General features: G+C 63.5%; 22 protein-coding genes. 12 read left to right on the top strand and 10 right to left on the bottom strand.

Annotation, left to right across the window (positions count from 1 at the left end; all coding sequences use genetic code 11):
* The first annotated feature begins 43 nt into the window (after positions 1-43).
* Genes V1294_RS21930 through V1294_RS21915 form a run of 4 tightly spaced genes read left to right on the top strand, consistent with a single transcriptional unit; the run spans position 44 to position 3,785 of the window.
* Positions 44-1,786, top strand: coding sequence for an ArnT family glycosyltransferase (locus V1294_RS21930; protein ID WP_334480657.1), 1,743 nt, complete (start codon positions 44-46; stop codon positions 1,784-1,786).
* Between the two features lies 1 nt (position 1,787).
* The gene (locus V1294_RS21925) at positions 1,788-2,633 is read left to right on the top strand and encodes a phosphatase PAP2 family protein (protein WP_334500074.1); all 846 of its coding nucleotides are present in this window, start codon (positions 1,788-1,790) and stop codon (positions 2,631-2,633) included.
* A 58-nt stretch (positions 2,634-2,691) separates the two neighbouring features.
* On the top strand, positions 2,692-3,447 hold the full coding sequence (locus tag V1294_RS21920; protein WP_334500072.1) for a glycosyltransferase family 2 protein: 756 nt from the start codon (positions 2,692-2,694) through the stop codon (positions 3,445-3,447).
* Positions 3,447-3,785 (top strand): lipid-A-disaccharide synthase N-terminal domain-containing protein, encoded by a 339-nt coding sequence (locus tag V1294_RS21915; protein ID WP_108519444.1) that lies wholly within the window; start codon positions 3,447-3,449, stop codon positions 3,783-3,785. Before V1294_RS21920 ends, V1294_RS21915 begins: the two co-directional genes overlap by 1 nt.
* Here the strand turns inward: V1294_RS21915 and V1294_RS21910 are convergent, their stop codons facing one another.
* Positions 3,786-5,474, bottom strand: a complete 1,689-nt coding sequence (locus V1294_RS21910; protein WP_334500070.1) for a Na/Pi cotransporter family protein — start codon at positions 5,472-5,474, stop codon at positions 3,786-3,788. It lies immediately after the preceding gene.
* Positions 5,475-5,734: 260 nt separating this feature from the next.
* On the opposite strand from V1294_RS21910, the gene V1294_RS21905 reads away from it, so the two are divergent.
* Together V1294_RS21905 and V1294_RS21900 are read left to right on the top strand one after the other, a co-directional pair.
* Positions 5,735-5,980, top strand: a complete 246-nt coding sequence (locus V1294_RS21905) for a PilZ domain-containing protein (protein WP_334480666.1) — start codon at positions 5,735-5,737, stop codon at positions 5,978-5,980.
* Between the two features lie 167 nt (positions 5,981-6,147).
* A complete protein-coding gene (locus tag V1294_RS21900) occupies positions 6,148-6,975 on the top strand; it encodes a tetratricopeptide repeat protein (RefSeq protein WP_334480668.1) in 828 nt (275 codons plus the stop codon).
* A 38-nt stretch (positions 6,976-7,013) separates the two neighbouring features.
* Here V1294_RS21900 and V1294_RS21895 read toward each other — a convergent pair whose 3' ends face one another.
* From V1294_RS21895 to metC, 5 genes are all read right to left on the bottom strand, one after another.
* Complete coding sequence (locus V1294_RS21895) at positions 7,014-8,297, bottom strand: AAA family ATPase (protein WP_334480670.1); 1,284 nt, start codon at positions 8,295-8,297, stop codon at positions 7,014-7,016.
* A complete protein-coding gene (locus V1294_RS21890) occupies positions 8,294-9,037 on the bottom strand; it encodes a CpaD family pilus assembly protein (RefSeq protein WP_334480671.1) in 744 nt (247 codons plus the stop codon). The genes V1294_RS21895 and V1294_RS21890 overlap by 4 nt, the downstream gene beginning before the upstream one ends.
* Positions 9,038-9,077: 40 nt before the next feature.
* Complete coding sequence (locus V1294_RS21885; RefSeq protein ID WP_334500067.1) at positions 9,078-10,520, bottom strand: type II and III secretion system protein family protein; 1,443 nt, start codon at positions 10,518-10,520, stop codon at positions 9,078-9,080.
* 44 nt (positions 10,521-10,564) lie between these two features.
* A complete protein-coding gene (gene cpaB / locus V1294_RS21880) occupies positions 10,565-11,365 on the bottom strand; it encodes a Flp pilus assembly protein CpaB (RefSeq protein WP_334500065.1) in 801 nt (266 codons plus the stop codon).
* 435 nt (positions 11,366-11,800) lie between these two features.
* Entirely contained in the window at positions 11,801-12,994 is a 1,194-nt protein-coding gene (gene metC / locus V1294_RS21875) for a cystathionine beta-lyase (RefSeq protein ID WP_108519437.1), read from the bottom strand.
* Between the two features lie 338 nt (positions 12,995-13,332).
* Between metC and V1294_RS21870 the strand changes: the two genes are divergently transcribed.
* Genes V1294_RS21870 through V1294_RS21855 form a run of 4 tightly spaced genes read left to right on the top strand, consistent with a single transcriptional unit; the run spans position 13,333 to position 17,852 of the window.
* Complete coding sequence (locus V1294_RS21870) at positions 13,333-14,349, top strand: amino acid ABC transporter substrate-binding protein (RefSeq protein WP_334500063.1); 1,017 nt, start codon at positions 13,333-13,335, stop codon at positions 14,347-14,349.
* Positions 14,350-14,372: 23 nt separating this feature from the next.
* Positions 14,373-15,575, top strand: coding sequence for an amino acid ABC transporter permease (locus V1294_RS21865; RefSeq protein ID WP_334500062.1), 1,203 nt, complete (start codon positions 14,373-14,375; stop codon positions 15,573-15,575).
* On the top strand, positions 15,575-17,098 hold the full coding sequence (locus V1294_RS21860; RefSeq protein WP_334500060.1) for an amino acid ABC transporter permease: 1,524 nt from the start codon (positions 15,575-15,577) through the stop codon (positions 17,096-17,098). The genes V1294_RS21865 and V1294_RS21860 overlap by 1 nt, the downstream gene beginning before the upstream one ends.
* Before the next feature lie 10 nt (positions 17,099-17,108).
* Positions 17,109-17,852 (top strand): amino acid ABC transporter ATP-binding protein, encoded by a 744-nt coding sequence (locus V1294_RS21855; RefSeq protein ID WP_334480680.1) that lies wholly within the window; start codon positions 17,109-17,111, stop codon positions 17,850-17,852.
* A gap of 105 nt (positions 17,853-17,957) precedes the next feature.
* Here V1294_RS21855 and V1294_RS21850 read toward each other — a convergent pair whose 3' ends face one another.
* From V1294_RS21850 to V1294_RS21835, 4 genes are all read right to left on the bottom strand, one after another.
* Positions 17,958-18,998: a cysteine synthase A gene (locus V1294_RS21850; protein WP_334500058.1), complete on the bottom strand. Its 1,041-nt coding sequence runs from the start codon at positions 18,996-18,998 to the stop codon at positions 17,958-17,960.
* A gap of 90 nt (positions 18,999-19,088) precedes the next feature.
* Positions 19,089-20,318, bottom strand: coding sequence for a cyclopropane-fatty-acyl-phospholipid synthase family protein (locus V1294_RS21845; RefSeq protein ID WP_334500057.1), 1,230 nt, complete (start codon positions 20,316-20,318; stop codon positions 19,089-19,091).
* Positions 20,319-20,375: 57 nt separating this feature from the next.
* Complete coding sequence (locus V1294_RS21840; RefSeq protein WP_442895367.1) at positions 20,376-21,164, bottom strand: DUF1365 domain-containing protein; 789 nt, start codon at positions 21,162-21,164, stop codon at positions 20,376-20,378.
* A 71-nt stretch (positions 21,165-21,235) separates the two neighbouring features.
* The gene (locus V1294_RS21835) at positions 21,236-22,561 is read right to left on the bottom strand and encodes an NAD(P)/FAD-dependent oxidoreductase (RefSeq protein WP_334500053.1); all 1,326 of its coding nucleotides are present in this window, start codon (positions 22,559-22,561) and stop codon (positions 21,236-21,238) included.
* A 433-nt stretch (positions 22,562-22,994) separates the two neighbouring features.
* Here V1294_RS21835 and V1294_RS21830 point away from each other — a divergent pair, with 433 nt between their 5' ends.
* Both V1294_RS21830 and V1294_RS21825 read left to right on the top strand, forming a co-directional pair.
* The gene (locus V1294_RS21830; protein ID WP_334504760.1) at positions 22,995-24,455 is read left to right on the top strand and encodes an efflux transporter outer membrane subunit; all 1,461 of its coding nucleotides are present in this window, start codon (positions 22,995-22,997) and stop codon (positions 24,453-24,455) included.
* Positions 24,445-25,839: an efflux RND transporter periplasmic adaptor subunit gene (locus V1294_RS21825; RefSeq protein ID WP_334500050.1), complete on the top strand. Its 1,395-nt coding sequence runs from the start codon at positions 24,445-24,447 to the stop codon at positions 25,837-25,839. The genes V1294_RS21830 and V1294_RS21825 overlap by 11 nt, the downstream gene beginning before the upstream one ends.
* Positions 25,840-25,875 lie beyond the last annotated feature (36 nt).

Genomic DNA, 25,875 nt, shown 5'->3' with positions numbered 1-25,875 from the left:
CTGTGGTGTTGTTTGCAGTGCGGTTTCATCGTATGCGAACAACATGGTGGAAACCTTCCAGCCCCCACGCTTTGGAGCAGGCCAACAGCCTGTAAAACCTGCGCATTCCGGTCGCAGGCTGGCCGCCGCGTTCGACTTCGCCACCACGAGCCATTTTCGCGCCATCGTGTTCCTGGTGCTCTGCGGCATCGTGCTTTTCCTGCCCGGCTTCTTCAATATTCCGGCGATCGACCGGGATGAAGCGCGGTTCGCGCAGGCGACCAAGCAGATGGTCGAAAGTGGCGATTTCGTCGACATCCGCTTTCAGGACGACGTCCGCTACAAGAAGCCGGTCGGCATCTATTGGCTGCAGGCCGCCGTGGTCGAAACCGCCTCATCGCTCGGCCTGCCGCGGGCGCAGTTGCGCATCTGGCTCTACCGGATTCCCTCCCTGATCGGCGCCATCGGCGCGGTCTTGTTGACCTACTGGGCGGCGCTCGCCTTCGTCACGCGGCGCGGGGCCGCGCTGGCGGCGCTGATGATGTGCAGTTCCGTCCTGCTCGGCGCCGAAGCCCGGCTCGCCAAGACGGATGCGATGCTGCTGTTGACCGTTGTCGCCGCGATGGGGGCGATGGCGCGGGTCTATCTGTCCTGGCAGCGCGGCGAGGACCCGGTGCATCCGTCCTGGAGCGCGCCCGCGATCTTCTGGACCGGGCTGGCCGGCGGCATCCTGCTCAAGGGGCCGCTGATCCTGATGTTCGTCGGCCTGACCATCCTGGCGCTCGCGATCCTCGACCGCTCGGCGGCATGGCTGTGGCGGCTGCGCCCGGTCTGGGGCCTGATGTGGACGCTGGTGCTGGTGCTGCCATGGTTCGTCGCCATCTTCTGGCGCGCGGGCGAGGCATTCTTCTCCAATTCGCTCGGCGGCGACATGCTGAGCAAGCTCGGCGCGCAGGAATCCCATGGCGCGCCGCCCGGCCTCTATCTGCTGCTGTTCTGGGTCACGTTCTGGCCGGGAGCGGCGCTGGCCGGGATGGCGGCGCCGGCGGTATGGCGCGCGCGGCGCGAGCCCGGCGCGCAATATCTGCTGGCGTGGCTGGTGCCGTCCTGGATCGTGTTCGAACTGGTGCTGACCAAGCTGCCGCATTACGTGCTGCCGCTCTATCCGGCGATTGCGATTCTCACCGCCGGCGCGCTGGAGCGCCGCGTGCTGTCGCGGTCCTGGCTGGTGCGCGGTGCGGCCTGGTGGTTTGTCGTTCCGGCGGGGGCATCCGTGATCGCCGTCATCGGAGCCATCAAGCTGACGCATTACCCGGCCTTTCCGGCCTGGCCCTTCCTGGCGGCGGCGATGATCTTCGGCCTGATCGCGTGGTGGATGTTCGAGGACAGCCGCGCCGAGCGCTCGCTGCTGAATGCGGTGGTCGCGGCGATGTTTCTGGCGGTTGGAATCTACGGCATCGTCATGCCGTCGCTGACCACCATGTTTCCGAGCGCCGAGGTCGCGCGCGCGCTTCGCAACGTGGTCTGCGTCGGGCCGAAAGCCGCCGCGGCAGGTTTTCACGAGCCGAGCCTCGTCTTCATGACCGGCACCGGCACGCTGCTCACCGACGGATCGGGCGCTGCCGATTTCCTCGGGCAGGGCAGTTGCCGCTTCGCACTGGTGGAATCGCGCACCGAACGCGCCTTCGTCCAGCGCGCCGAAGCCATCGGGCTGCGCTACAACGTAGCGAAGCGAATCGAGGGCTATAACATTTCGCAGGGCAAGGCGATCTCGATCGCCATCTTCCGCTCGGAAGGTACGGAGTAAGATGGCCGCGAGCCCTGCTGTCGTCGAATCCAAAAACTATCTTTCGCGCTTCGGGACGCTGGCGTGGCTGTCGCTGGCGCAGCTCGTGCGCTCGCCGTCGCATTCTCGGCGCGCCGAGGCGGCACGGCGGGCGGCGCGACACGTGCTGTGGCTGTCGGCTGGTCTTGGTGCAGCGATCATCGTCCTGATGTACGCGATCGACGCGTGGGAAATCGCCCAGATGCCGAAACGCGGCACGCCGTCGCTGTGGTGGGTCCGCATTCTCACCGATTTCGGCAAGGACGAATATGTGCTGGCGGTGCTGGGGGGATTGCTTATCGCGGTCGCGATCGTCTCGCCGGGCTTGCGCGGCATCCAGCGCTCGCTGCTGCTTGGCCTCGGAACACGGCTGCAGTTCATTTTCTGCGCGGTCGCCGTGTCCAGTCTGGTCACCGAAGTGCTGAAATATTGCGTCGGCCGCGGCCGTCCGTTCGTCGGCGGCGAGGCCAATGCTTTCCACTTCTCGCACTTCGCAGGCAACCCCGCTTATTTCAGCTTTCCTTCCGGCCACGCCACGACCGCCTTTGCGCTGGCTTTCGCTGTGTCGGTCATCTGGCCCAAGGCGCGCGTTGCGATGGCCGTCTATGCCATCGTCATTGCGGCGACCCGTCTGGTGCTGGTCGCCCACCATCCGAGTGACGTGGTTGCCGGGGCACTGGTCGGCGTCATCGGCGCGATGTTCGTGCGTTACTGGTTTGCGGCCCGCCGGCTCGGGTTTGCGATCCAGCGCGACGGCACCATTGTGTCCCTTGTAGGGCCCTCGTCCGGGCGCCTCAAAAGGGTTGCCCGCGGCGCTTTCGCCCCATAAAAGCGGACGCCGCCAGGCGGCCGATATGCCCGGTTCCGGGCCTTTCCAAACCAACCAGATGAGTGCCGATTTGACTACTTCCGACAGAGGTGCTGTCGCCGTTTCCATCGTTGTGCCGGTGCGCAACGAAGCGGAGAACGTCGCGCCGCTGGTTGCGGAAATCATCGGCGCGCTCGACGGCCGGTGGGTCTACGAGATCATCTATGTCAATGACGGCTCGACCGATGCGACCGCCGAACGGCTGGCTGATCTGATGAAGCAGCACAGTCAGCTCCGGCAACTGAAACATGCCAACTCTTGCGGGCAATCGGCGGCGGTGCGCAGCGGGGTGCGGGCCGCGCGCGGCGTCATCGTGGCCACGCTCGACGGCGACGGCCAGAATAATCCGGCGTTCCTGCCCGACTTGATCTCGGCGGTCGAAAGCGGCGGCGGCCGCGTGGGTCTTGTGGCGGGCCAGCGGGTCGGGCGCAAGGACACCGGGTTCAAGAAGCTGCAGTCGAAAATCGCCAACGGCGTGCGCAAGGCTATCCTGAGCGACGGTACCCGCGACACCGGCTGCGGGCTGAAGGCGTTTCCGCGCGAGGTGTTTCTTTCGATGCCATACTTCGACGGACTGCATCGCTTCCTGCCGGCGCTGGTGCGCCGCGAAGGCTTCGACATCGCCTACGTCGACGTTGTCGACCGTCCGCGCCATTCCGGCGTATCAAATTACGGCTTCTTCGACCGCCTATGGATCGGGATCATGGATCTCGCCGGCGTGTGGTGGTTGATCCGCCGCAAGAAGTCCACGCCCGCTGTCACCGAGGTTTTCTGATGTTCATCCAGTTCGGGCAGGCGCTCGGCGATTATCTCTATGACGTCTTCGTCGCCAAATTCGACTTCTGGCTGGCTTTCGGCCTGGTCGCGCAATTGCTGTTCACCGCGCGCTTCCTGGTGCAGTGGATCTCGAGTGAGCGCGCCGGGCGAAGCGTGATACCGATTGCGTTCTGGTTCTTCTCGATGGGCGGCGGGCTGATGACGCTGATCTACGGTATCGCCAAACGCGAGCCTGTGATCATCGTCGGCCAGTCGATGGCCACGATCATCTACATCAGAAACATCATGCTGATCGTCAAGCATCGCGGCAAGGCGTCGAAGACGCTGGATCGGTGATCAGGAGCGGCTGGGCGCCGGTGCCGGCAGTGCCGCCAGATCGCTCTCCGTCGAGCGATAGGCGGCCAGTTCGCCCGCCGCATCCAACACGGGGTAGGCGACCGAGCAGATGTGCGAGTGGATGCGCCTGAGGTCGCGCAGCACGTCGAGGTGGAGCGACGTGGTCTCGATGGTTTCGGGCCGGCCTTCGCGCAAGCGGTCGAGATGCCGTTCGGTCGCGGCCAGTTCGGCATTGCGCAACGCCGCCTTCTCGACCAGAAGCTTTCGCGCCTCGTTGACGTCGCCGGACATGAAAACGCCGAACGCGATCCGAAGCGAATCCATCGTGCGCTTGTGGAAGGCGGACAGCTCCTCGGCGCCTTCGACCGAGAACTGGAAGCGGCGCTTGATCTTCTTGGTTGCGAGCTCGCTCAGATTCTTGTCGATGATGTCGCCGATATGCTCGAGGTTGATGGCGAAGGAAACGATCTCCATCGCCCGCTGTCCCTCACGCTCGTCGAGACTGCCGCGGGTGAGTTTTGTGACGTAGAGCTTGATCGCCTCGTCGAGGCTGTCGACGCTGTTGTCCATCTGCGAGACCTGGTCGACCAGTGCCCGGTCGTTGGTCATCATCGCCGCCATCACCTTGCGCAGCATGATTTCGACGTGATCGCCCATATGCAGGGTCTCGCGGGCGGCATCGGCCAGCGCGAGCGAGGGCGTCTCCAGCGCGCTCTCGTCGAGATAGCGTGGCCCTGACTCGCCGGCCTCCTTGACGCGCTCGGGCAGCAACGTCTTCAGCAGCCGCGCCATGCCGTCGAGCAGGCCGATGAAGAGAGCTGCGGTCGCAACGTTGAAGGCGATGTGGAACAGGGCGGTCGCCTTGGCAGCATCCGGCTGCCACGCGATCAGAAGGTCCGCGATCGGCTGCAGGAACGGCGCCACCAGCAGGATGCCGGCGAGCCGGTTGACGAGGTTGCCCAGCGGCAGGCGGTAGCTGGCGGGATTGTCGCGGCGCGCGCCCTCGACGATCGGATTGATGGCGCTGCCGAGATTGGCGCCGAGCACGAGCGCCAGCGCCGCGTAGGGCGTGACGAAATGCGCATAGGCCAGCGACATCACCAGCAGCACGCTGGCGACGCTGGAATGCACCAGCCAGGTCACGATCGCGGCGAACAGGATGCAGAGCACGGGATCGCCGGTGATGGCGTTCATGAACACGCGCACGCCCGGAGCATTCTCTGCCGGCGCCAGCGTATTGAGCAGGATGTGCAGCGCCAGCAGCATCAGGCCGAGGCCGATAAAGACGCGGCCGATGTCCTTGACACGCGAGCGCGGCCCGCTGCGGAAGGCGACCAGGCCGATGATGAACAGCACGGGGGCCACGGCCGAGATGTTGAACGACAGGATCTGCACGATCAGCGTGGTGCCGACATTGGCGCCGAGCATGATGGCGAGTGCGGGGACGAGGCTGACGAGCCCCTCCGATGTGAATGAACTCGTGATCAGCGCTGTGGCGGTGCTGCTCTGGAGCAGGGCGGTGAGACCAAGGCCGGCGCCAATGGCGGTGAAGCGGTTGCTCAGCGCCTTCGCCAGCAACAGGCGCAGATCGGGTCCGAACGCGCGCAGGATCCCGCTGTGGACCATGTGCAGGCCCCACAGCAGCAACGCGACGCCGCCCATCAGGTCGAGAAGAACCAGACTTCCCATGCGCTTTTCGTTCCGCCAAATCGAGTCGAGGGGTCAGGCTATCGCCTAACGAGGGGGGATCAACCCTTTAATTTGCCGAAAATTGCGCCGCGCAGCCTCGTTCGAGGACTTCGGCCTTCAGCCAGGGCGCCCGGTTCGGTAAACGGAGTTCGAATGCAACCGTTATATTGCGAGCCGTTGCGATAGGCCAATTCCAACAATTCTTCGGTAAAGCTGGTGCACCAACGGGTGGATCACATCTAACAAGGCCAGGGATCGAAATGTATGCGAATCGCCGCAGCAGCGAACGACGGGCGTGCAGAAGCTTTGCAAAAATACAGTTCGCGACCGGCGGGTTGCCGCGCGATTGCATGATTTCCGACATGTCGGATGGCGGGGTGAAGATCATCGCCGAATATCCCGAAATTCCTTCCGAATTTACGGTGATCTTTTCGGAGGGCAGGCCGCGTCAGTGCCGGCTGGCCTGGCGGATCGGCTGCGAACTCGGCGCGCAATTCGTCGACTAGGCCGCTGGGCTGCGTGGGTACGGGACGGCGCAGGCGGGCGCAAGCGCCTGGCCGGCGCGTAGCGTGCCGCAAAGGTCACGGATTACCGCAAACATGGGTGAACTTAACCTGAGCTTAGGGTTAAGCTGTGAGTGTTCCTGGACAGTTCCCGCCGTGAGTCCAGGTACATGCGACAGAAGTTGCTCCATCCGTCCCGCCTTGCGCGACTTCTCGCGTGCACGTCGACCCTGATCCTGGCGTTGGGGCTTGGCGCTTGCCAGACTTCAGGACTATCGGACATTACCGGTTCGATCGACGAAAAGGCTGATACCGGCCGCGCCAGCGATCCGCGCCGCGACGTCGAGCTCTACCAGGAACGCTATCGCGCCAATCCGAAGGATACCGACGCGGCGCTGAAATACGGCAGGGCGCTGCGCGCGACGGGACAGCGGTCGCAGGCGGTTGCGGTGCTCGAACAGGCCTCCATCGCCAATCCCGGCAACAGGCTGCTGCTCGCCGCCTATGGCCGCGCGCTGGCGGACAACGGCAATTTCCAGCAGGCCTTCGACGTGCTCGGCCGCGCCCACAGCCCCGATGATCCCGATTGGCGGTTGCTCTCGGCGCAGGGCGCGACACTGGATCAACTCGGCCGATATGAGGAGGCGCGGCAATATTATGCGAGCGCGCTGAAGATCGCGCCCGACCAGCCGTTGGTGCTGTCCAATCTCGGACTGTCCTACGTGCTTTCGAAGGACTTGCCCAAGGCCGAGGAGACGCTGCGTCGCGCCCACGGCATTGCGGCGACCGATCCGCGCGTGCGCGCCAATCTGGCGCTGGCGGTTGGCCTGCAGGGCCGTGTCGCCGATGCCGAAAAGATCGTGAAGGCCGACCTGCCGCCCGCCGAGGCTGCAGCCAACGTCGCGCTGTTGAAACAGATCCTGTCGCGGAAGGAAAAAGAGAACGCGCGCGCCGAGGCCGGGAAGATGCCGATCGCGGCCGCCGGACGCGTCGAATAGAGCGTCAGCGCTCAGGGCGCTGCCGCCGTTGTTCTTGATCAGGCCCTGCGAGCCTTCGTGCCCTGCAGTTTCTTGAGGATCGGCTCCAGGAACGAGACCCGGGATCGCTTGGTCACGGCATGGCCAGTCAGGCGCTGCGCCATCTGCAGGAACATCGCGGTGGTGCGATGCTTGGCGGAGATCTGCGCGATCATCTGACCGTTATTGGCGGCGGTGCCGAACATCTTTGAATCGAACGGAATGGCCGCGATCGGCTGGCTCTCGATCGCCTTGGCGAATTCGCGCGTGGAGATCTCCGGGCGCTTGTGCATGCCGACCTGGTTGAGGCAATAGAGCGGCGGGCGGTCGTTGGGCCGCGCCGCCTTCAGCACGTTCAGCATGTTCTTGGCGTTGCGCATGTTGGCGAGATCGGGCTCGGCCACGATCAGAATGTCGTCCGCGCCGACCAGCGTGCGCTTGGTCCATGCCGACCATTGATGGGGGACGTCGAGCACGATGCAGGGGGTGGTCATGCGCATCGTATCGAAGATCGCATCGAACGCATCGGCGCCGAAATCATAGACCTGGTCCAATGTTGCCGGCGCCGCCAGCAGGTTGAGGCGGTCGGTGCATTTCGCCAGCAGGCGCTCCATGAAGGCGGAATCCGGCCGTTCCGGCTGGAAGACGGCATTGGCGATGCCTTGAACCGGATCCTGGTTGTAATCGAGGCTGGCGGTACCGAAGGCAAGGTCGAGATCGATCACGACGGAATCGAGCGCGAGATCGCGCGCGATCGCCCAGGCCACGTTGTGCGCGACGGTGGAGGCGCCGACGCCGCCCTTGGCGCCGACGACGGCGATAATGCGGCCGACGGCCACGGCCTCGGAGGCCGCGTAGAGACCGCAGATTGCGCGCACGACGTCGATCGGTTCGACCGGTCCGGTCACGTAGTCGCTGACGCCGCGCCGCACCAGTTCACGATAAGGCGTGACGTCGTTGGCGTTGCCGATCACGACGACGCGGGTTCCGGCGTCGCAGACGGTTGCGAGTTCGTCGAGTCCTTCGAGGATATCGCTGCCGGGCTCGGTCTCCAGCACAATGACGTTCGGCGTCGGCGCCGTGTGATAGGCCTCGATGGCGGCGGCCAGGCCGCCCATGTGCACCGAAAGGTGGGCCTTGCCGAGACGGCGGTCTTCGCTCGCCGCGCGCGCCGCGGTTGCGACCGCGACGCTGGCGCAAAAGGCCTGTACCGATACGCGTGGCGCAGGCGAGATGTATTCCTCGGGCTGCGCCGGCGTGTCGTCAATTTGATCGTCGGAGTTTTGAAAGACGCGGCTGATCATTTGCCTGTATCGCTGAGTTTGGCTTTGTCGGATTCGGTATAGGTGGTCGTTGTCGCAATGCCCTTGCGATACTTTTCGAAGGCGGCATCGCGGCGCGGCGTATAGGCGGGGCTCTCGGGACGTGGCTGTTCGAGATCGGCGGGATTGTCGATCATCGCAGCAAGGTTGCGCTGGGTGGCGCAGCCGAAATTGTGGTACGAGCGATTTTCATTGTAGGCGACGTTGTCGATGTTCGGTCCGAGGTCTTGCGGCCACAGGCCGCAAGGTCCCGCCACGGCCGTAATCTTCGGATAGCTGAGCCTGATCGTCGGCAGCGTGCGCGGATCTTCCGGCCGATAGTGACGCATCGTGATGGCGCGCGAGGGCACGCCGCCCGCCATCAGCACCGACCGGATTTCCTGGTACGAGGCCGCGGCCGCGCGCGCATTTGGCGTATCGATCGGGACGTCGGCGATGATGGCGCCGGTGCCTTCACGCACCCAGGTTTGCGCCAGGCCGATGACGTCGGTGCGTTGCGACCCGGAGAGGCCGCCGCGGGCATGACCGACGAACACCACGATGGAGCGGCTGGCCTCGGTCACTGCTATCGGATGCCGGTGGCGATAATCATCGGACACGCTGGCGGTCGTCACGATTTCCGTGGTCTGCGGCGTGCAGGCGCCGAGCGCGGCCGAGAGGCCGAGGAGGGCGCCAAGCATGTGCAAGGCCTTGCCGCGATGGAGCGGAATTCTCGTTGTCATCGTTCTGTCCTCGTCCCCACTCGGTGAACAGCTCTGCGTTTCAATCAATGATGAAGCCGAAATTGCCCTGGATTCCGCCGACGGGATCGACGCGGGCGGCAACGCCGTAAATCCGGTTGATGCGCCCGAGCAACGCGGACTGCGAATCGGACGCCGGCGCGAAGCCGTCATCGGGCCGCGACAGTTCTTTTTGCGCGACCGCGCGGACGACGTAGGGTGTCACGAGAACCATCAGTTCGGTCTGGTTGTTGACGAAGTCCTGGCTGCGGAACAGCGCGCCCAAAACCGGCAATTGATCGAGCCCCGGCAGCCCGTTGACGGCCTGCTTGGTCTGCTCCTGGATCAGGCCGGCCATCGCCACCGAGCCGCCGGAGGGTATTTCCAGCGTCGTCTCGGCACGGCGGGTCTTGATCGAGGGAATGGTTGTTCCACCGGGACCGCCAGTCAAAGCGTTTTCGGTCGAGACTTCCGACACTTCGGTCATCACCCGCAGGCTGATCCGTCCCTCAGCCAGTACGACCGGCGTGAAGTTGAGCGAGATGCCAAATTTCTTGTAGGTGACCGTTTGGACGCATCCTCCGATAACGCCCGACGCCGACGTTTGGCAGCTCACGCCGGCCGGAATGGGAAATTCGCCGCCTGAGATAAACGTTGCGGATTCGCCCGATATCGCTGTCAGATTGGGTTCGGCGAGCGTCTTCACGACACCGGCGCTTTCCATTGCGCGCAGGGTAGCGGTGACCGATGGCAGACCAGCTTTATTCAAAGCCGCCCCGACCAAGCCGTTCTCGGGCACGAGCGGTGCACTGTTGGCGGTGAACGGATTGTTGTTCTTGAAAACGACTGCCGCGGTGCCGTAATTCATGCTGGCACTGAGATCGACGCCCAATTGCTTGACGATGTCCCGCCGCACTTCCGCGACGGTGACCTTGAGCATCACCTGGTCGCGACCGCGAACGACGATCGAGTTGACGACCTTTTCAGCGCCGCCGACCAGCCGCGCGGCGACTTCGCCGGCCTGCTGGGCTTCGACCGGGCTCGATACCGAGCCGGTCAGCAACACGCTGTCGCCGACGCCCTCGATCTGAATCCCCGGCATCGACTGCTTCAGCGCGGCGCGCACGCCATTGAGGTCACGCTTGACCGCGATGTCGTAGGAGGCGACCTGCTGGCCGTCGGCGTCGAAAAACACGACGTTGGTCTGGCCGACCGCGCCGCCGATGATATAGGCGCGTTGCGAGGAACGAACGACGGCGTTGGCGATCTTCGGGTCGGCGACCAGCACGTCCTTCACGTCGCGCGGCAGGTCGACGACCACGGATTTGCCGATGCCGAGCGACAGGAAGCGCATCTTGACCGGACCGATGGCGGAGGTCGTTACCGGATCCTTCTCGGGTTCGGCTGCGACGACGGGCAGTAGCGGAGCGAGCGTCAGCGCAGCGACGGCCGACAACAACAGGGTGCGCGCCGCTACGGTTCGCATCGCTGACTGATTTTCCCAAAACTTCATCTCGGGCGTCCTTTCGGTCACTTCTGTGCCGTCGTTTGATTGGCGACCCCGTAGCGAACCACGTTGACGCTCTCGCTTCGCTTTTTAGTTTGATCCTCGGACTGGCCTTCGGCCGTCGCGTTGATATCGGTGATGCTGCGCAGCGCGAGCGACAGCGTGCCGCTTTGGCGCGAGCGCGCCAGCAACTCGGCCTGCTCGGGCTTCAGTTCGAGCGTGACGGTGCGGCCGACGAGGGTGTTGATGCCCTCTTTTTCCTTCGGCGCCTGATCGATCGCCAGCACGCGGATATTGGAGAGAATGATTTCGGACTGCATGACGTCGGCGCCCTTGCCATCCGGATTTTTTTCGCGCTTGGAGAGGATGACGTCGACGCGGTCATTGGGCAGGATGAAGCCGCCGGCGCCGGTTTCCGGCGAGATCTCGGTCGAGATCGCCCGCATGCCGGTCGGCAGGATGGCCGCCATGAAGCCGGAGCCGTTGGCCTTGACCAGCTTCTGCTCACGGATCGGCTCGCCCGCGATGAAGGGAGAGCGTGCGATCGAACCGGCGATTTCCTTGATGGCTTCGGCCCTGCTGGCGCGGTTGACCAGATTGCTGCCCGCGGCTGAAGCCGGCCAGGTCTGCCATTGCAGATCTTCTGGCTTGACCAGTTGGCCGAGTCCGATGTCGGACTTCGCGACCAGAATCTCCGCCGTCGGCAATTGCGCGACCGGTTCGGCTGCCGGGCGCGATGTTTCTTCCGTGCCACGGGCGAGATAGGCGGCGACCCCGCCGGCACCCAAGGCGATGATCAGAACGACGACACGTGCGATATTCATACGCTTTACTTACTCTTACGCAGGGACGCCCCAACTACACCGCAACAACAGCCATCCCGGAGGTATGACTAGGCATCAAAGGTATAAGGGAACTTGAGGCGTGAAGTTTTTGGGTGATCGGACGGCGGGATTCACCGTCATGGTGAACGAGCGGTTATCGTTTGAAGAAAATCGTCCGCAAAAATCCGGAGGTGCGGCCGGTGACCGCAACACGCGGTTGATCTGGCCGGCAGGATGCAAGCGAAGGCGCTCCGCTGCATCGGCCGCCGCGAAGGCCGCTCAAAAATCGACAGGGAATCGCAACCCTAGCTAGAGCATGATCCGGAAGAGTGGACACCGGTTTTCCCTCGCGACAAACGCGTTTGCGCGGAGATCATGCTCAAATCAAAGAGATGGAGTGGGATGGCGATTCGAAGAAACGTCATCCCGCTCTAGCTAGGCGGCCGCCTTCAACGCCGCAAAGCCGCGCTCGAGATCGGCCTTGAGGTCGTCGACATTCTCCAGGCCGATGTGGAGCCGCAGTGTCGGCCCGCCGGGGGACCATTTGGTGGCGGTGCGGTAGGGATCGCAGTCGAACGGGATGATGAGGCTTTCGAAGCCGCCCCACGAAAAGCCCATGCCGAACAATTTGACCGCATCGAGCAGGGCGTCGACCGCCTTTTGCGGCACCGGCTTTAGAACAATACTGAACAGGCCCGACGCGCCGGTGAAGTCGCGCTTCCAGATCGCGTGGCCGGGATGGCTTTCGAGGGCCGGATGCAGGACCGACAAGACTTCGGGGCGGGTAGCGAGCCAGCGCGCCATTTCAAGGCCCGAGCGATAATGCTGCGCGAGCCGCACCGAAAGCGTGCGGGTGCCGCGCAGCGCCAGGAAGACGTCGTCCGGCCCGGCGCAGACGCCGAGCAGCCGGATGCCTTCGGCGAGCAGCGGCCACGCCTTCGCGTTCGCCGAAATCGTGCCGAACATGATGTCCGAATGGCCGCCGATATATTTGGTGGCGGCCTGCATGCTGATGTCGACGCCCTGGTCGAGCGAGCGGTGAAACAAGGGCGTCGCCCAGGTGTTGTCGTCGATGACCAGCGCGCCTCTCGCATGGGCGACTTCGGCGATGGCGGGGATGTCGCTCATCTCGAACGACTGCGAGCCGGGCGCCTCGACCAGCACCGCCTTGGTGTTGGGCTTGAACAGGGCTTCGATGCCGGCGCCGATCAGTGGATCGAAATAGCTGACCTCGACGCCGTAGCGGGCGAGCATGCCGTTGCAGAAGTTGCGCGAGGGCCGGTAGACGTTGTCGGTCACCAGCACATGATCGCCGGCGCTGAGCACCGAGAGCAGGGTGGTGGTGATCGCGGCCAGTCCCGACGGCGCAAGCCCAACGCCGGCGCATTGCGGGCCCTCCAGCGACATCAGCACGTCCTGCAGCGCCCGCGTGGTCGGAGAGCCGTGACGCCCGTAGGAGAATTCGGCGCGGTGGGCGTGCAGGTCCTCGGCGGTCGGATAGAGCACGGTCGAACCGTGGTACACGGCAGGGTTGACGAACCCTCTTTGCCCCTTGGTGTCACGGCCCGCGGTGACCAGTCTGGTTTCGGGCTTTTGCGGGTTGGACGGACCGTCGTTCGAAGAGCTCATGCGTTTGCATCATCCAAGACGTTATGCCGCAGCCACAACTTGATCGCGAAAAACACCGCCGGGCGGCGGGTCGGGGCGGGTGAGGTAATAACAAGACACAGAAGACGGCAGTCAACCCCTTGACCCGGCACGCCAGTCGTTCTGAGATGCATGCCAACTAACAGTCGCTGCAAGTTGAGGGGCCTGCCGCGATACCGGATCCACCGTCTGACCGGGATGGCATGTCAAATGCATGGTCAGGATGACGCTTTTCAGCAAGGGATCAGCGGGTTGGCCCCACAACGTCAGGCGTTGCCTAAAAAACGATCTCCGCACGATCTCCTTGAAAGGCCCAGCCCATGAAACGCGTATCTCTGGTTGTTACCCTTGCCCTAGCCGCCGGTCTCTCGGCCCAGGCCGCCTCGGCGCAAACCCTCAAGACGGTCAAGGACCGGGGCATGCTATCCTGCGGCGTCGGCCAGGGTCTTCCGGGGTTCTCGTCACCCGACGACAAGGGTAACTGGACCGGGCTCGACGTCGACGTCTGCAGGGCGATTGCGGCCGCGGTCTTCAATGACGCAACCAAGATCAAGTTCGTGCCGCTGTCGGCCAAGGACCGCTTCACCGCGCTGCAGTCGGGCGAAATCGACGTGCTGTCCCGCAACACCACCTGGACGCTGTCGCGCGATACCTCGCTTGGCGCCAATTTTACTGGCGTGACCTATTATGACGGCCAGGGCTTCATGGTGAAGAAGGCGCTGAAGGTGAATTCCGCGCTGGAACTGAACAGCGCGTCCGTTTGCGTGCAGACCGGCACCACGACCGAGCAGAACCTCGCCGACTACTTCAAGGGCAACAACATGAAGTACGAGGTGATCGCGTTCGGCACCAACGACGAAGCCGTCAAGGCTTACGAGTCCGGCCGCTGCGACGTCTTCACCACCGACGTGTCCGGCCTCTATGCCGACCGTTTGAAGCTTGCCAACCCGGCTGATCATGTCGTGCTTCCGGAAGTGATTTCGAAGGAGCCGCTGGGCCCGATGGTGCGCCATGGCGACGATCAGTGGTTCGACATCGTGAAGTGGACGCTGTTCGCGATGGTCACCGCGGAAGAACTGGGCATCACCCAGAAGAACGTCGATGAGATGGCTAAATCGGACAAGCCGGAGTTGAAACGTGTGTTCGGGACCGACGGCAATCTCGGTGAACAGCTCGGCCTGACCAAGGACTGGGTGTCGCGGATCGTGAAGGCCGTCGGCAATTACGGCGAGGCCTTCGATCGCAACGTCGGCGCCGGCTCCAAGCTCGGAATTGCCCGTGGTCTCAACGCGCTCTGGAACAAGGGTGGTATCCAGTACGCGCCGCCGATCCGCTGATCGCCGGCACGAGGGCTGCGGCGATGGCCATCGAACCCCGAAAACCACCGACGCAGTTCGTTGCCAAACTGCAGCGAATGCTCGGTGGAAGTGCAGGCTGGAGCGGCTTTGTCGTCCAGATCCTGTTCGTCGCGGCGCTGTCCTGGATTGCCTACGAGATCGTCGCCAATGCCCGCGCCAATCTGCAGGCGCAGCGGATCACCGCGGGCTTCGGCTTTCTTGCCAACAATGCCGGCTTTGACGTCAGCCAGAGCCTGATCCCGTATTCGGGATCCGATCCCTACACCCGCGTCTTTTTGGTCGGCCTGCTCAATACGCTGCTGGTCTCGGTGATCGGCATCTTCTTTGCGACGCTGATCGGATTCCTCGTGGCCCTCGGCCGGCTGTCGCCGAATTGGCTGCTGTCGCGGATTTCGGGCGGCTATGTCGAACTGATCCGCAACCTGCCGCTATTGTTCCAGATCCTGTTCTGGTATCTCGCCGTGCTCGCCGCATTGCCCAATCCGCGGCAGAGCATCTCCGTTTTGGACAGTTTCTTCCTGAGCAACCGCGGTCTGGTGATTCCGAAGCCGATCGGCACGCCCGGGTTCGAGCCGTTTGTGGTTGCGCTGCTGGTGGCGATCGTGGCGGCGATTGCGCTGTGGCGTTACTCCCGCCGGCTACTGTTCCAGAGCGGCAAGGTGATCAAGGTCTGGCCCTTTGCACTCGGCATGATCGTCGGCCTGCCGTTGGTCAGCGCGCTGATCTTTGGTCTACCCGTCACGTTTGAAGTGCCGGTGCTCAAAGGCTTCAACTTCGCCGGCGGCTCGCGGGTCATTCCCGAGTTCGTCGCGCTGACGCTGGCGCTATCCACCTACACGGCGGCCTTTATCGCCGAGATCGTGCGGGCGGGCATTCTCTCCGTGCACAAGGGGCAGATGGAAGCAGGTTCCTCGCTCGGCCTGCAACGCGGCTCGGTGCTGCGGCTGATCGTGATCCCGCAGGCGCTGCGCGTGATCCTGCCGCCGCTGACCAACCAGTATCTCAATTTGACCAAAAACTCTTCGCTGGCGGTTGGGATCGGTTATCCCGATCTGGTGTCGGTGTTTGCAGGCACGGCGCTGAGCCAGACCGGGCAGGCGATCGAGATCATCGGCATTACCATGGGCGTCTATCTGCTGATTTCGCTGGTGACGAGCGCGATCATGAGTTTCTACAGTTGGCGTATCAGCCGGAGCATGGGTTGATGAGCGACACCACACCATCCGGCTTTGTCCGCCAGGACCTCGTCGCCGAACGCCCCGCACCGGTGAAGACCACGGGCTTTGTCGGCTTCCTGCGCACGCGCCTGTTCAATTCGCCGACCAACATCCTGATCACGATCGTCAGCGCGCTGCTGCTGTGGTTCATCCTCGTGCCCTCGCTGAGATTCCTGCTGGTCGATGCGGTCTGGACCGGCAAGGATCGCACCGCCTGTCTCGCTGAAAATGCCGGGCATGTGGTCGGCGCCTGCTGGCCGTTCATCCAGGCGAAATTCAGCCAGTTCATCTACGGATTCTATCCGGAGCCGGAGCGCTGGCGGGTCGATTTGACCTTCATCCTGGCCGCGGTCCTGCTGCTGCCGCTGCTGATTCCGCGGTTACCGGCCAAGGGCCTCAATGCCGGGCTTTTCTTTGGCGCATTGCCGGTCATAGCCTTCTTCCTGCTGCATGGCGGCGGACTGGACGGGCTTGGCGTGAGCTGGACGGCCGGACTTCTGTCGGGCTTCAACGACAGTATTGGCGACGGCGGGCGAAAGCTCGCGGCCGCGGGCGAGACGACGGCCGTGATCGGGCCGTTGCTGTGGCTGCTCGGAAAACTGATCGTGCTGGTGAGCACGCTGATTGGATGGGTACTTCTGCCGCTGACCTGGCTGCGCGACCAGATCCAGGCTTTTGGCCGTCCGGTGTGGGCGGATCTTGCGCTTACCGCCATCATCGCTTGCGCTTTGGTGTTCTGGTTGGGCGCCGGCAAGCGCGACGGTTTGCGTCCCCTGGTCAATTGTCTTGCGATCTTCGCCGGTATCGGCATCGTCATCGCGGTGTTGGGGCTCGACCGTGGCGGATTGCCTGTCGTCGACACGCGGCTGTGGGGCGGCCTGCTGGTGACGCTCGTGGTGTCGGTTACCGGCATCGTAGCGTCGATGCCGGTCGGCATTGCGCTCGCGCTCGGCCGGCGTTCATCTATACCGCTGATCCGGATTTTCTCGATCTCCTTCATCGAGTTCTGGCGCGGAGTTCCGCTGATCACGGTACTGTTCTTCGCAACCTATATGTTGCCGCTGTTCGTTCCGACCGGTTTCACCATCGACGGATTGGTGCGCGCCCTGATCGGGATCGCGCTGTTTACCGGCGCCTACCAGGCCGAAAACATCCGCGGCGGCCTGCAAGCGATCCCGCGCGGGCAGGGTGAGGCGGCGAGCGCGCTCGGCCTGTCCTGGAGCAAGACCACGGCGCTGGTCGTGATGCCGCAGGCGTTGCGCCACGTCATCCCAAACCTCGTCAACAGCTTCATCAGCCTGTTCAAGGACACCTCGCTGGTTTCGATCGTCGCGCTGTTCGATCTGTTGGGATCGTTGCGCGCATCGTTTTCCGATCCAAACTGGTCGACGCCGACCACGTTGTTCACCGGCTTTGCGTTCACCGGGATCATCTATTTCGTCTTCTGTTTTGGCATGTCGCGTTATTCCATGTTCGTCGAGAACAGGCTGAACGCGCATCGCCGCAACTGAGTGTGGGACCATGAGCACAGACTCGATCGTTGGCATCCAGGGCCTCAATAAATGGTATGGCGAGTTCCACGTCCTGCGCGACATCAACCTCGATGTTTCCAAGGGTGAGCGCATCGTGATCTGCGGTCCCTCGGGCTCCGGCAAGTCGACCCTGATCCGCTGTATCAACGCGCTGGAGGAATTCCAGGAAGGTCAGATCGTCGTCGAGGGCATCGAGCTTGGGCCGAACCTGCGACGGGTGGACGAAGTCCGGCGCGAAGTCGGCATGGTGTTCCAGAGTTTTAATCTGTTTCCGCATCTGACCGTGCTGGAGAACTGCACGCTGGCGCCGATCTGGGTGCGCAACATCCCGAAAAAGGATGCCGAAGCGACCGCGATGAAATTCCTGGAGCGGGTCAAGATCCCGCATCAGGCCAACAAATATCCGGGCCAGATGTCGGGCGGTCAGCAGCAACGCGTCGCCATCGCCCGCGCACTGACCATGAATCCGAAGGTGATGCTGTTCGACGAGCCGACCTCGGCGCTCGATCCCGAAATGGTCAAGGAAGTGCTCGACACCATGGTCGACCTCGCCAGGGAAGGCATGACCATGCTGGTCGTCACCCACGAAATGGGATTTGCCCGCGAAGTCGCCAACCGCGTCGTCTTCATGGACGCGGGGCAGGTGATCGAGTCGAACACGCCGCAGGAATTCTTCGCCAACCCGCAGCACGCGCGGACGAAGCTGTTCCTGAGCCAGATCCTACGGCATTAACGCAGGTGACGTAGCCCGGATGGAGCGCAGCGCAATCCGGGGAGCTGGTGCCGCGCTCGGGATTCCCGGATTACGCTGCGCTCCATCCGGGCTACGGAATTCCGCTCACACCTTCTCGAAGGGCACGTCGATCTCAGTACGCTTTTCCAGCCATTCCGGCACCGGCAGGTTTTTCGAGCGCATGAATTCCGGATTGAACAGTTTTGACTGATAGCGGTTACCGGAGTCCGCGAGGATCGTGACGATGGTCTTGCCCGGTCCGAGCTGTTTGGCGAGCTGGATCGCGCCGGCGACGTTGATGCCGGTCGAGCCGCCGAGGCACAGGCCCTCGTGTTCGAGCAGGTCATAGATTACCGTTACGGCTTCCTCGTCCGAAATCAGGAAAGCGTCGTCAACCTTCGCGGTCTCGATGACCGGCGTGACGCGGCCGAGCCCGATGCCTTCTGTGATCGAGTCGCCCGGCGTCGATTTGGCGGTGCCGTGCTTGAACAGCTCGTACATCGCGAAGCCATGCGGATCAGCGCACGCGGTAACGACGCCGCTACTTTTTTCCTTCAGGTAGCGGCTGGCGCCGGCCAGCGTGCCGCCGGTGCCGACCGAGCAGATGAAGCCGTCGATCTTGCCGCCGGTCTGCTCCCAGATCTCCGGTCCGGTGGACTCGTAATGCGCCTTGGCGTTGTCGAGATTGTTCCACTGGTCGGCGAACAGAACGCCGTTGGGCTCGGTCTTGCGAAGCTGGGCGGCCAGCCGCCGCCCGACATGCTGATAGTTGTTCGGGTTGGAATAGGGCAGCTGCGGCACCTCGACGAGTTCGGCGCCGCACAGCCTCAGCATGTCCTTCTTTTCCTGGCTCTGTGTTTCCGGGATCAGGATCAAGGTCCGGTAACCGCGCGCGCTGGCGACGACGGCGAGACCGATGCCGGTATTGCCGGCGGTCGATTCCACCACGAGCCCACCCGGCTTGAGGTCGCCGCGCTTCTCGGCTTCGAGGATCATCCACTTGCCCGCGCGATCCTTCACCGACTGGCCCGGATTCATGAATTCGGCTTTGCCGAGAATGGTGCAGCCGGTCAGCTCTGATGCGCGCTTGAGCTTGATGAGCGGCGTGTTGCCGATCGCTTCGATGACGTCTTTGTTGAAGGCCATGTTTTTCAAATTGCCGGTTTGCTTGCCTAATCGTTAGGCGACCCTAAAGGACCGCCGTTAGGCGCACAAGCCGGCGCTGAAACAGGGCTGTCAGGCCGATTTCGCAAACACCACCTGACGCACGTCGATATTTCCGGACAGGAACCCCGCCTCGCAGTAGGCGAGATAATACTCCCACAGCCGCCGGAAGCGGTCGTCGAAGCCCGATGGCGTCAGGTTGGGCCAGGCCGCGCGGAAATTGCTTCGCCAGATCGCAAGCGTCCTGGCATAATCTTGCCCAAAAATGCGTTCGCGGATGACGGGAACGCCGAAGCGTTCGCCGAGCGTTTTCAGGATCTGCGGCGAGGGCAGCATGCCGCCCGGAAACACGTAGCGCTGGATGAAATCGACTTCGCGGCGATAGGTCTGGAACAGGCTGTCCTGGATGGTGATGGCCTGGATGCCGGCCAGCCCCGCGGGCAGCAGGCGGTCGCGCAACTGTGAAAAATATTTCGGCCAGAATTGCTCGCCGACCGCCTCGATCATCTCGATCGAGGCGATCCGGTCGTAGCGGTCGCGCTCGTCGCGATAATCCTGCAGCTTGATCTCGACCTTGTCGCTGAGGCCCGCGTTATGAATGCGCGCCTGGGCAAAATCGCGCTGCTCCTTGCTGATGGTGAGGCCGACGACTTTGGCGCCGAACGTCTTGGCGGCATATTCGGCAAAGGCGCCCCATCCGCAGCCAATCTCCAGAAGCTTCTGGCCGGGCCGCAGATCGATAGCCTCGGCAAGCCGGCGGTACTTGTTGTGTTGGGCTGCGGTCAGGTCTGCCGTGTCGTCCTCGAACAGCGCGGACGAATAGGTCATGCTGGGATCGAGCCAGGCTGAATAGAACGCGTTGCCGATGTCGTAATGCGCATAGATGTTGCGGCGTGCCTGCCGCTTCGTATTGCGGTTGAGCCAATGTCTGACGGCCTGAAAGGTGCGTGTCAGCGGGTTGCCGACCAGCATGGTCTGCATCCAGTTCTGATTGACGCAGAACAGATAGAGGAATTGCGTGAGGTCGGGCGTGTCCCATTCACCGCGCAGATAGGCTTCGGCGATACCAATGTCGCCGCCGCGCAGCAGCCGTGAGGCGAAGCCGTAATCATAGATTGTCATGGCTGCGGCGGGGCCTGGCGTATTGCCGCCCAGCCGCACAACGCGGCCGTCAGCGAGGGTCACATCGAGCGTGCCGTGTTGCAGCTTTGAACCAAAGCCCAGCGCCAGCCGGACCTGGCGGGGCAATTCCGGAAACGTCGCGTGTACGGTTTCCGATGTGACCGAAATCAACTCTGGCATGTGCGATCCATCGAATGGCGGTTTACCCCGTGCTTCGCATGGCCGATCGACCCTGCTTCAATCCTTGGCACGGGTGGACAACGCCCGCGAAGTATAATCGTTGCCTTTGCCGGTCGCCAAGCTGGTATTGAAGGCCGCGGTGTGCCGCGGGACAAACCTGGCGCCCTTGAGCCAGAGCCGTAGCGCCTCCCAGTGGATCGCCGCCATGATCTTCATTGTGACCAGCGGGAGGGCGACAAACGCGCGCAGCAACTCCTTGGTGTCGAGGGCGCGGTGGCTGCCATTGAAAGTTGCAGCGAGCAGGGGGCCTTCGCGGTCGGTTTCCAGAATTCGCAATTGCACGCGCTCGCCCGGCGGCAGCACGCGAAAATGGTAGCGCATCGCCATCCCGATGAAGGGCGAGGCGTAGAACAGCTTGTCCTGCTGCTGCCGCACGCCGGCGTCGCTGATTTCGCCCGGTGTCACCGGCAGGACGTAAGGATGGATGTCGCCAAAGGTGTTGCGTACTTCATAGATCAACAGCGCCAGCTCACCATCAGCGCGATAGCAGAAATAGATCGAAAGCGGATTGAAGGTGTAGCCGAGCAGGCGGGGATAGCAGAGCAGCAGCACCCGTCCGCCTTTCAGGTCGATGTTACGCTCGGCCGCGCAACGTTGCACGTAGGCGCGCACGGATGTTCCGTCCCGCTTGCCATGGTCGGCCTCGTGGAAACTGTAAAGCGCCGCGCGGTTGACGCCGAACAGCGGCGATTGCCGGTCTGCGTCCGCCAGCCGGTCGAGATCGATCAGCAGGCTCATCACGCGATAGCTGAAGCGATGCCCGATCGGCTTCAGCCGTGTATGCATGACCTCACCGACGTAAAGCGCGGCCGAATCGGAGCAAGGTTGTTTGGGTCCAGCCGGTGTTGCGCGCATAACTACTCCGCGGCTTCGGTCAGTCCGGGCAGCACTTGACGCCATGGCGCCACCGCGCCGAGTGCTTCGGCGACTGAAAGGCCGGATCGCAAGCCGTCCTCGTGGAATCCGTATCCGGTCCATGCGCCGCAGAACCAGGTATGTCGCCGGCCCTGGATTTCGGGCAGGCGCTTCTGGGCAGCAAAGGCTGTGGCGTTATATTGCGGATGCTCGCACAGGTACTTGCCGAAGGTCAGTGCGGGGTCGGGCGCGACCGGCGGGTTGAGGCTGACGAATAACGGTCTGTCGTGATCGATAGCCTGCAGCTCGTTCATCCAGTAGGTCACGGAGACGTTGTTATCCACGCTGTGATCGAGGCCCCCTTGGCGCGGCCAGCGCAGGAAATTCCACGATGCCCAGGCGCGCCGGCGCTTCGGCATCAGCGCGGGATCGCGGTGCAGATAGATCGTGTTGGGGGAATAGCCGATCGCGCCCAGGATAGCGCGCTCGCGGTCGTCGGCATCCGACAGCATCGCCAGTGCCTGGTCGCTGTGGGAGGCGATCACGACATGATCGTAGCTATCGGTCTTGCCGTGGCTGTCGTGGACGACGACGCCATGCGCGGTACGCTCGATTGCCGTGACGGCGCAGCCAAGCCTGATCCGGTCGCGGAATGAAGCGGTCAGCTTTTCGACATAGTGCTGGCTGCCGCCTTTCACGGTGCGCCAGACCGGGCGGTCATATTGCAGCAGGCGATGGTTGGCGAAGAAGGCGACGAAATTTTCGGCCGGGAAGTCCAGCATCTCGCTCGATGGCGCCGACCAGATCGCAGCGCCCATCGGCGCCAGATAATCGGTCAACAGCCGCGGCGCAAAATGGCGCGTGCGGAAATATTCGCCGAGCGTTAGCCCGGCCAGTTTTCCGGCCGCGTAATCCTCGATGCTCTGCTGGTTGAAGGTGATGATGTCGCGCAGCATCCAGAGATAGGAGGGCGACAGCAGGTTGCTGGCTTGTGCGAACAATCCGCGCGCGGTCTCGAACCAGTTGTTGCCGCCGCCTTTCCACTCGAAGCGGCCGGTGTCCGCCGTCACCGCAAAGCTCATGCGGCTTTCGACGGTCTCGACGCCGAGATGGGCGAACAGTGCCGTCAGGTCCGGATAATTCAGTTCATTGTAGACGATGAAGCCGATGTCGACCGCAAGCCGCGTGCCGTCATAGTCGATGCTGACGGTGTGGCTGTGGCCGCCGGGCCTGAGTTCGCGGTCGTACACGGTGACCGGATAATGTTTCGATAAGGTCCAGGCCGCGGCATTGCCACTGATTCCCGTCCCGACCACCGCGACCCGCATTTTTGGCCCTCCATGGCACGCTGCGAGATACGGAGGGCTGTTCCCGGAGTTTCAAATCGGCCACAGGGCGCGGATCAGCTTGCAGGACAGGCTGATGCGGGACGTCAGAACAGGGAAAAACCGAAGGAAAACCCCATGAAATCTTCGTAAGATTTCGGCGGTCCTGGCGCGTCCCGACATCGCTCCAAGCCCTATAAATAAGGGGAAGCGAGCAATTTTACTGCCTGTTTTTCTCACCCGAACGGACGGTCGGCGCAGGGCCGCGCGGGGCTGTCCGCGCCCCAGTCCCAAGGCTAGTATGATTCCCGAGGTTCCAACGGAAGCATCACCCCGTGAACGTATCGCAGGTTATCAGGAGAAGCGCTCGCCGTGCGCCGGGCCGGGATTTGCCCGGTGGAGAACGGGTGTGACCCAGCGAATTGCAACTGCTGCGATGGAAGGCTGGCCCGCTCTTGTCCCCGGCGGCAAGCGGCTGGCGCGATCGCTTGCGGTGCTTGGCCTCGTCGCCGCGTCCTCCGGTTGCATCCTGACCAAGGATCTTCCCGATCCCGCGCTCGACGTCCCCGAAGGCTACAAGGCGGCGCGGCTTTCGAAGGCCGCCGACGCGCCGCCGACGCTCGACTGGTGGCGCGGCTTCCGCTCGCGCGAGTTGACGGGCCTGATGGAGGAGGCGCAGACCGTCAATTTGGACATTGCGGCGGCCACCGCGCGGTTCAAGCAGGCCGATGCGCAGGCGCGAATCGCCGGCGCGGCGCTGCTGCCTACTCTCAGCGGCAGCGGCTCGGAGAGCTATTCCCGGACCTCCGGATCGAGCGCCAGCGGCTTGAGCATTGGCGGCCGTGAGGTGGTCAATTATTCGGCCTCGCTGAGCGCCAGTTACGAGCTGGACTTCTGGGGCAAGAACCGCGACGCCGCGCAGGCCGCGGAGGAGACCGCAATCGCCAACCGCTTCGACCGCGATGTCGTCGCGCTGACTACGCTGACGACGGTTGCGAATGCCTATTTCCAGGTGCTAACCGCGCAGGACCGGCTTCGGACCGCGCAGCAGAACATCGCCAGCGCCGAGCGCATCCTCAACGCCATCCGCGACCGCTTCAAAGCCGGGACCGGCACCGACCTCGACGTCGCGCAGCAGGAGAGTGTGGTCGCCAACCAGCGCGCGCAGGTGCCACCGCTGAAACAGACGCTCGACCAGAACATCAACGCGCTGGCAACCCTGGTGTCGCGGCCGCCGGAATCCGTTCGCGTCAAGGGCGGGTCACTCAACCAGATCGGTTCGCCGCGGGTCACGCCCGGCCTGCCGTCGGAGTTGCTGACGCAGCGCCCTGACATCCGCCGACAGGAAGCGCAGCTTGCCTCGGCGACCGCCAATGTCGGCAATGCCCGCGCGCAGTTCTTTCCAAGTATCCAATTGACCGGGCAGGGTGGCTATCAAAGCTCGGCGCTGTCCTCGCTGTTTCAGCCGCACGCCGCCTTCTTCAGCATGGTCGGCAGCCTGACCCAGCCGATCTTCGACGGCGGCAGGATCCTCGGCAATTTCGAGTTCACCAAGGCGCGGCAGGACGAGTTGCTGCAGATCTATCGCAAGACCGTGGTGCAGGCCTTTGCCGATGTCGATAATGCCCTGTACTCGATCCGCCAGACCACGGAGAGGCTGCGGCTGCAGCGCGAAGTGGTGGCGGCATCGCGGCGGGCCTTCCAGCTTGCCGAGCAGCAGTTGCGGGCTGGAACCGCCGATATCGTAACTGTGCTAAATACACAGACGACGTTATTCCAGGCGGAGGATTTGCTGTGGCAGGCCCAACTGGCCCGGCTGCAGGCGATCGTCAGCCTCTATCAGGCGCTGGGGGGCGGCTGGGAGCCCAGGATGGAAAGGCCGGTCGATGCTCTTTAAGCCGGAAGATGACAAACCGAAGACGGCCGGCAAGCGCGTCGCGCGCGGCATTGGCCGGCGGATGGTGTCGCTGACGATCACGCTGTTGATCCTCGGCGGGCTCGGCTATCTCGGCTGGTACGCCTTTCAGCAGAAACAGAATGGCCGTGGCGGCCCCGGTGCGCGCCCCGACCTGCCGGTGCCGGTGCTGGCGGCTGTGCCGCGGACGCAGGATGTGCCTGTGTACCTCGATGCCGTGGGCTCGGTTCGCGCGTTGAACAACGTTATCGTGCGCGCTCAGGTCGACGGCAAGCTGATCAAGGTGAATTTCGTCGAGGGCCAGGACGTCAAGCAGGGCGACGTGCTCGCCGAGATCGATCCCGTGATCTACCAGGCCCAGTACGATCAGGCGGTGGCCAAGAAGGCGCAGGACGAGGCGCTGCTCGCCAACCAGAAGCTCGATCTGGCGCGCTATCAGCAACTCGCCGCGTCGAATGCCGGCTCCAAGCAGCAGGCCGATACGCAGCGCGCGGTGGTCGCCCAGCAGGAAGCGCTGGTGCAGGCCGACCAGGCCGCGATCGACAATGCGCGGGCGATGCTCGGCTATACCAAGGTCATCGCGCCGCTGACGGGACGCGCCGGCCTGCGCCAGGTCGACCAGGGCAACATTATCCGCGCCGCTGATGCGACCGGCCTCGTCATCCTGACGCAGTTGCAGCCGATCGCGGTGCAGTTCAGCCTGCCGCAGCAGCAGATCGTGCGGGTCAACGCCGCCGCCGCCAAGGGCGTGCTGGCGGTGGACGTGTTCGGCAATGACGGCGTCACCGTTGTCGATACAGGTACGCTCAAGGGCATCGACAACCAAGTCGATCCGACCACGGGCACGCTGAAGCTGAAGGCCGAATTTCCGAACGCCAAGTTCCAGCTCTGGCCCGGACAGTTCGTCAATGTGCGGCTGAAGGTCGAAACGCTGGAGAAGGCGATCGTCGTGCCGGCGTCAGCCGTACAGCGCGGCCCTGTCGGGACGTTCAGCTATGTGATCGGCCCCGACAACGTCGCGACCGCCAAGCCGGTCGTGGTGACGCAGCAGAACGAAAACGACGCCGTGATCGCGAACGGCCTTTCGATCTCCGACCGCGTCGTGACCACGGGCTTTGCCAATCTGTCCGACGGCGCCAAGGTTCTGATCGGCACCGACGACCGGGCGCCGACCGCGGACCTCGCGCCGCGCAAGCGCAGCCGCAGCCCCGATGCCAAGGGAGATGCCAAGGGAGAGCCCAAGGGTGGTCAGGGCAAGGATGGCGAGCACCGCGGCAAGCGCGAGCGCGGCGAAGGCGATCAGAAGGGACAAACCGGCCCGGCACCAGCCGAGCCGTCGGGCGGCGCTGCGAAGTCGCAGCCATGATCGACGCCGCACGCCTGAAATGAATTCGCAAGTGAG

It is taken from the genome of Bradyrhizobium sp. AZCC 1678 (assembly GCF_036924765.1).
Taxonomy (GTDB): domain Bacteria; phylum Pseudomonadota; class Alphaproteobacteria; order Rhizobiales; family Xanthobacteraceae; genus Bradyrhizobium; species Bradyrhizobium algeriense.
This window is presented reverse-complemented; position numbering and strand designations above follow the sequence as displayed.

Excerpts from the sequence above, each read along its gene's own strand:
- V1294_RS21930 (WP_334480657.1), top strand. The coding sequence starts at position 44 with ATGGTGGAAACCTTCCAGCCCCCACGCTTTGGAGCAGGCCAACAGCCT.
- V1294_RS21925 (WP_334500074.1), top strand. The coding sequence starts at position 1,788 with ATGGCCGCGAGCCCTGCTGTCGTCGAATCCAAAAACTATCTTTCGCGC.
- V1294_RS21920 (WP_334500072.1), top strand. The coding sequence starts at position 2,692 with ATGAGTGCCGATTTGACTACTTCCGACAGAGGTGCTGTCGCCGTTTCC.
- V1294_RS21915 (WP_108519444.1), top strand. The coding sequence starts at position 3,447 with ATGTTCATCCAGTTCGGGCAGGCGCTCGGCGATTATCTCTATGACGTC.
- V1294_RS21910 (WP_334500070.1), bottom strand. The coding sequence starts at position 5,474 with ATGGGAAGTCTGGTTCTTCTCGACCTGATGGGCGGCGTCGCGTTGCTG.
- V1294_RS21905 (WP_334480666.1), top strand. The coding sequence starts at position 5,735 with ATGTATGCGAATCGCCGCAGCAGCGAACGACGGGCGTGCAGAAGCTTT.
- V1294_RS21900 (WP_334480668.1), top strand. The coding sequence starts at position 6,148 with ATGCGACAGAAGTTGCTCCATCCGTCCCGCCTTGCGCGACTTCTCGCG.
- V1294_RS21895 (WP_334480670.1), bottom strand. The coding sequence starts at position 8,297 with ATGATCAGCCGCGTCTTTCAAAACTCCGACGATCAAATTGACGACACG.
- V1294_RS21890 (WP_334480671.1), bottom strand. The coding sequence starts at position 9,037 with ATGACAACGAGAATTCCGCTCCATCGCGGCAAGGCCTTGCACATGCTT.
- V1294_RS21885 (WP_334500067.1), bottom strand. The coding sequence starts at position 10,520 with ATGCGAACCGTAGCGGCGCGCACCCTGTTGTTGTCGGCCGTCGCTGCG.
- cpaB (WP_334500065.1), bottom strand. The coding sequence starts at position 11,365 with ATGAATATCGCACGTGTCGTCGTTCTGATCATCGCCTTGGGTGCCGGC.
- metC (WP_108519437.1), bottom strand. The coding sequence starts at position 12,994 with ATGAGCTCTTCGAACGACGGTCCGTCCAACCCGCAAAAGCCCGAAACC.
- V1294_RS21870 (WP_334500063.1), top strand. The coding sequence starts at position 13,333 with ATGAAACGCGTATCTCTGGTTGTTACCCTTGCCCTAGCCGCCGGTCTC.
- V1294_RS21865 (WP_334500062.1), top strand. The coding sequence starts at position 14,373 with ATGGCCATCGAACCCCGAAAACCACCGACGCAGTTCGTTGCCAAACTG.
- V1294_RS21860 (WP_334500060.1), top strand. The coding sequence starts at position 15,575 with ATGAGCGACACCACACCATCCGGCTTTGTCCGCCAGGACCTCGTCGCC.
- V1294_RS21855 (WP_334480680.1), top strand. The coding sequence starts at position 17,109 with ATGAGCACAGACTCGATCGTTGGCATCCAGGGCCTCAATAAATGGTAT.
- V1294_RS21850 (WP_334500058.1), bottom strand. The coding sequence starts at position 18,998 with ATGGCCTTCAACAAAGACGTCATCGAAGCGATCGGCAACACGCCGCTC.
- V1294_RS21845 (WP_334500057.1), bottom strand. The coding sequence starts at position 20,318 with ATGCCAGAGTTGATTTCGGTCACATCGGAAACCGTACACGCGACGTTT.
- V1294_RS21840 (WP_442895367.1), bottom strand. The coding sequence starts at position 21,164 with ATGCATACACGGCTGAAGCCGATCGGGCATCGCTTCAGCTATCGCGTG.
- V1294_RS21835 (WP_334500053.1), bottom strand. The coding sequence starts at position 22,561 with ATGCGGGTCGCGGTGGTCGGGACGGGAATCAGTGGCAATGCCGCGGCC.
- V1294_RS21830 (WP_334504760.1), top strand. The coding sequence starts at position 22,995 with ATGGAAGGCTGGCCCGCTCTTGTCCCCGGCGGCAAGCGGCTGGCGCGA.
- V1294_RS21825 (WP_334500050.1), top strand. The coding sequence starts at position 24,445 with ATGCTCTTTAAGCCGGAAGATGACAAACCGAAGACGGCCGGCAAGCGC.